The 4,072-nt window shown below is 66.7% G+C and carries 4 protein-coding genes; 2 read left to right on the forward strand and 2 right to left on the reverse strand.

All coding sequences use genetic code 11. The annotated features are described in order from the left end of the window. On the reverse strand, nt 1–704 hold a 704-nt coding region (locus tag ACFR9S_RS12835), incomplete at its 3' end, for a peroxiredoxin family protein (protein ID WP_379818823.1). A 63-nt stretch (nt 705–767) separates the two neighbouring features. Next, entirely contained in the window at nt 768–968 is a 201-nt protein-coding gene (gene samp2 / locus ACFR9S_RS12840; RefSeq protein ID WP_379731958.1) for a ubiquitin-like small modifier protein SAMP2, read from the reverse strand. A 310-nt stretch (nt 969–1,278) separates the two neighbouring features. Here samp2 and ACFR9S_RS12845 point away from each other — a divergent pair, with 310 nt between their 5' ends. Next, nucleotides 1,279–2,091 (forward strand): hypothetical protein, encoded by an 813-nt coding sequence (locus ACFR9S_RS12845; protein ID WP_379818824.1) that lies wholly within the window; start codon nt 1,279–1,281, stop codon nt 2,089–2,091. 353 nt (nt 2,092–2,444) lie between these two features. After that, the gene (locus ACFR9S_RS12850) at nt 2,445–3,422 is read left to right on the forward strand and encodes a replication factor C small subunit (protein ID WP_379731960.1); all 978 of its coding nucleotides are present in this window, start codon (nt 2,445–2,447) and stop codon (nt 3,420–3,422) included. Nucleotides 3,423–4,072 lie beyond the last annotated feature (650 nt).

The raw sequence follows: 4,072 nt of genomic DNA on the forward strand, positions 1-4,072 counted from the left end.
AGCAACTCAGCGCCCTCGTCAGGGACCGATTCCTCGCCGCCGCCGGCGGCGCTCGCCCCCGATCCGTCCGTCGTTCCCGAGTCGGCTGCGGGCCGGTCGTCACCCTCGGCACGCGGCGGGATGCGGTCGATCCCCGGCGGTTCGGACGGCTGCTCGGTCGCGTCCTCGGCGGTCGGTCCGTCGGCCGCGTCGTCGCTGGCGGTTCGGTCGTCCCCATTCCCCGCGTCCAGCGTCGCCGCGTGGTCGATCGCGTCGAGGATCTCGTCGATCCGGGGGCGGTCGGTCCGGGAGTCGCCCCGGTGGGCGTACGTCTCGATGGGGTCGCTGAATCGGAGATCGAGCAGGACCACCGCGGGCATCCGGCCGATCACGTCGTGAAGCTTGCCGAGCAGGCCGAACCGGGTGGGCTGCTCGTAGCGGTCGCCGAGTTCGGTATCGGGGTCGGCGACGACGGGGAACGGGAGGTGGTACTGTTTCTGCCACTCCGCTGCCGTCTCGCGGTCCTCGGGCAGCACCGAGACTATCTCGGCGTCGCGGGCCTCGAACTCGTCGTACCGCTTCTTCACGCGTCGGACCTGCTGGCGGCACTCGCTGCAGTAGAAGTCGCGGTGGAGGAGGAGCACGGCGAAATCCGCCTCGAGCTCCGCGAGCGAGAGCGGGTCGGGGCCGGGCCCGACGTTCGGCAACACGAACCCGCTGTTCATGGTCGGACGTGGAGCCGAGAGTACAAAACGCCGACGCCCGCGAATTCGGGGGACGGTCGGGACTCAGCCACCCGCGATCAGCCGGAGCACTCGGACGTGGTCGGCCTCGACGGGGGCGTCCTCCGGGACCGGCGAGTCGTCGACCAGCACGGTCACCTCGTGGGGGCTGTACCCCACCTCGTGAACCACGTCGGCGTAGTCGGCGTCGTCGGCGACGGTGACCGTGCGTTCGTCCTCGCCGACCAGTTCGACGGTTAGCTGCATGGGCGAAGGTGGACGGGCAGTGGGTTTGAGGGTTTCCTCCCGTGGGTCTCGGAGAGTCCGAATCGCCGGTCAGCGATCACTCGCGTAGCGATAGTAGCCGACCACGAGAGCGAGGAGAAGGAGCAGGAGTAGACTAAGCGGCCAACCGGCGGCGGTTCTCCCATCGTTCGCCTCACCGGTCTGAGGGGCCGCTTCAGTCGTGCCTGCGTCGGGAGCTGGCAGAGCCGTTGACAACGGCGTCACAGTCGGTGTCGCGGTAGTCGTCGGGGTCGGAGTCCCAGGTGCGGCCCGGGCTTCCGTCGAGGTCGACGTGGCTGTCTCTGCCGGTGTCGGCGTCGCAGTTTCCGTATCCGCCGGTGTCGATTCGTCCCCGCCGTTGTCACCGCCGGAGCCGCCGTCAGGCGCGGTATCGATCGGTGTCGCGCTCGGTGAGGGCGTTGGCGTTGCTGTCGGAGATGGGTCCGGTGTCGGTGTCGGGGTTGCGGTCGGTATCGGTGTCGGGGTTGCGGTCGGTATCGGTGTCGCGGTCGGTGTCGCAGTCGGTGTCGCGGTCGCGGTCGGTGTCGCAGTCGGTGTCGGCGTCGCGGTCGGGGAGGATGTCGGCGTCGGTGTGGGATCAGTTATCTGGAGCGTTCCGGTCGCTTCGCCGCCGCTGCTTTGGGGATTGATCTCTAGTGGGACGTCGTACGTGCCGGACGATGCGGGGTTCTGCACATCGTCGAAGGCCACGACGACCTCGTCGCCTTCGTACAGGGAGTACGAACCACCGAACCCGAACGTGAGAACGGTACCGTCTCCACTCGTTCCGACGCTACCGAGATCGTCGCTGGTGTTCACGTCGATCGCCGTCCCGGATTCGTCGTTGTTACGATCGATCCCGATCGTCAGTACGTCCTCAGTACCGACGTTGCTCACGTCCGAGTTCGCGTTACTCAGATTGATCTCGAGACCGTTCATCGAAGTACTTTGGGTCCCGACCGTGATCGTAACCTCGTACGTCGCGTTGGACGCGTCGACCTCGCTCGGATCTGCATCGATACTTGGGCCGGACGCGGCCATCACGATAGTTGCCCCCGCACTAACGAGAAGGAGGATAGCGAGCCCTGCCGCAAGCCGTGAATGACGTTCCCCGGTCATCGGAATCCCTCAGGGGATAGCTTCACCCGTAGCTACCCAACATATCTGAAATATCTCGAATGATACGGAAAATAATACTGGCCGTTCTCTGATAGTTTCGGGCCGAGAATGCCGTAGAACGGGTTGTGGGCCGTCTCTCCCGCCGGTTCCGCAGTCGCTGCACCCCTGGTGGCCACTACTCACGTAGACAGATCGCGGCGAACGGACGGATTTTCGACAGAGCCGAAGGGAGAAAGAGCCGTTCGGGGAGATACCGGCTGTTCTGCCGCGGAATCACCGGACATCCAGAACCGAGATCGCTCCGGTCCGTTTATGCCCCGCCCGGACCCCTCTCCATCCATGAGCGAGGCCGACGCCGAGGAGACGGGCCGGGAGATCTGGATCGAGAAGTACCGGCCCCAGACCCTCGACGACATCCACGGGCAGGAGGAGACCATCGAGCGCGTGAAGAGCTACGTCGAGGGCGGCGAACTCCCCCACATGCTGTTCACCGGACCGGCCGGGGTCGGGAAGACGACGACGGCGACCGCGATCGCCCGCGAGATCTACGGCGACGACTGGCGCGGGAACTTCCTCGAACTCAACGCCTCCGACGAGCGCGGGATCGACGTGGTCCGGGACCGCATCAAGAACTTCGCGCGCTCGGCGTTTGGCGGGGAGGACTACCGGATCATCTTCCTCGACGAGGCCGACTCCCTGACCTCGGACGCCCAGTCCGCCCTCCGTCGGACGATGGAGCAGTTCTCGGACAACACCCGCTTCATCCTCTCCTGTAACTACTCCTCGAAGATCATCGACCCGATCCAGTCGCGGTGTGCGGTGTTCCGCTTCTCCCCGCTCTCGGACGACGCCGTCGCCGGCCAGATCCGGGAGATCGCAGAGGCCGAGGAGATCGAGATCACCGACGAAGGCCTCGACGCGCTCGTCTACGCCGCCAACGGCGACATGCGCCGCGCGATCAACAACCTTCAGGCGGCGGCGACGACCGGCGACGTGGTCGACGAGGAGGCAGTGTACACCGTCACCGCGACCGCCCGTCCCGAGGAGGTCGAGGAGATGGTCGCCGCCGCCGTCGCCGGCGACTTCCCGAAGGCCCGCGCCACCCTCGATACCCTCCTCACCGACGTGGGGATGGCCGGCGGCGACATCGTCGACCAGCTCCACCGCTCGGCGTGGGAGTTCGACCTCGACGACCGCGCGGTCGTGCGGCTGCTCGAACGCCTCGGCGAGGCCGACTACCGGATCGCCGAGGGCGCGAACGAGCAGGTGCAGTTGGAGGCGCTACTGGCGGCGCTGTCGCTGGACGACGAGGAGTAGTCACCACGAGCGAACCGTGTGAGCGAGCGGCTCTTTTGGTCGAGCTTTTGCGAGGAGTGGTGGCGAGCGGAGCGAGCCACCCGACGAGTAAAAGGTCGAGGTCGCAGCTGGAGGCGCTACTGGCGGCGCTGTCGCTGGACGACGAGGAGTAGTCGCACAAAGAACTTGTAGCCCGGCCCGGGTTTCTCGGGCGTGACCCATCCCCGACGCCGTGTTCTCGCATCGACGGTCGCCCTCCTGACTGCGGGCTGTCTCTCCGGGACGGACCGAACGGCAACCGAAACAGACCGAACGACGGGGACCGACTCACCACCACCGACAGCGGAAACGGCGACGCCACAGCCGGGGGCACCAGCGTACCTTCCACCGGACGCGAAAGGGTGGGAACGAACCGACGCCGAGAGCGGTACGTACAGCCGGTTCGGAGCGAACGACGGGACTCGCGGATACTACGAACGCGACGGCACCGAGCTACAGGTGCTCGTGATGCGGTTCGACTCCCGGGACGGCGCCCGCGACCAAGCCCGGATTCAGTACTGTCAGGCTGGCTGGCCGGTTGTCCTCACGGACGGCCCGTTCATGATCGCCGCGGGCACCGGGACGCCATCCCTGACCGCGACGCCCGAACGCCCGCCGACGATGGAGGCGAC

This window comes from Halolamina salina (assembly GCF_042678005.1).
In the GTDB taxonomy this organism is placed as follows: domain Archaea; phylum Halobacteriota; class Halobacteria; order Halobacteriales; family Haloferacaceae; genus Halolamina; species Halolamina salina.